The following is an 850-nucleotide window of genomic DNA, read 5'->3' as shown; positions in this document are numbered from 1 at the left end:
GCATACGGTGTGCGAGGAGGAGATCGAGGCGCTGCGCATGTGGCTCGGCGCGGGCCTCGCGCCGGGTTAAACGCTGTGGCGCAAAACTTGCGGTGCCCGGCATGCCCCGCATTGCCATGAAAGACGATGGCTGTACCGCGCGCGGCTTCGGCCGGCTCGGCCACGAGACCCCGGGAGTTTTGGTGTGTCGCTTTCCCCTGGTTGGCCACCGGCAGAACGCATTCTGCGCAACGCTGCCTCCAACCTATAATCATTGTGTTGGACGAGCGCTCTGTTGACGCAATGAGTGGCTGCCAGGACAAAATTCGCGGAGATGGGTATGCACTTCGAAGCGTTTTCCTTTGGTTCCATCCGTATCGATGGCGTTACCTACCAGCATGACGTGGTGATCGACCATGGGCAGGTTCGCAAACGCAAGAAGAAGCCATCCAAGGCGTTCCGCGAGGCCTTTGGGCATACACCGCTATCAATGGCAGAGGCGATCCCATGGAAATGCCGGAGGTTGGTGATTGGCACCGGTACTGGAGCATTACCGGTGATGGACGAGGTCAAGCACGAGGCCGAGCGTCAACAGGTCGAACTGGTGATCCTGCCGACGGCGGAAGCCATTGCCAGACTGAAGGAGCAACCCGACGAGACCAACGCGATTCTGCATGTCACGTGCTAGGCGCAAGGGGCGCGGTGCGAGTCTGCATTGAACATGAGCAGCATTTGGTATGTCAGGTGAGCCCGTCCATCATGGGTCACGCGGTCAGTCTGCCGTTTCGAAATCCGATCCATGGACGTCGGGCCAGTCCTCAACAGCTCGAGGCGCCGAACGCTGCTCGCATTTCATGACGTAGCGACGCAG

The 850-nt window shown here is 59.9% G+C and carries 1 protein-coding gene and 1 pseudogene; one reads left to right on the top strand and one right to left on the bottom strand.

Translation table 11 applies throughout. The features are described from left to right. Positions 1 to 182: pseudogene (locus F6X42_RS46295) on the bottom strand (hypothetical protein); the annotation flags it as partial. A 137-nt stretch (positions 183 to 319) separates the two neighbouring features. On the opposite strand from F6X42_RS46295, the gene F6X42_RS42925 reads away from it, so the two are divergent. Next, a complete protein-coding gene (locus tag F6X42_RS42925) occupies positions 320 to 667 on the top strand; it encodes an MTH938/NDUFAF3 family protein (RefSeq protein ID WP_035470809.1) in 348 nt (115 codons plus the stop codon). The last annotated feature ends 183 nt before the right edge of the window (positions 668 to 850 follow it).

The sequence above is a fragment of the Paraburkholderia podalyriae genome (assembly GCF_014397785.1).
GTDB classification, from domain to species: Bacteria; Pseudomonadota; Gammaproteobacteria; order Burkholderiales; family Burkholderiaceae; genus Paraburkholderia; species Paraburkholderia podalyriae.
This window is presented reverse-complemented; position numbering and strand designations above follow the sequence as displayed.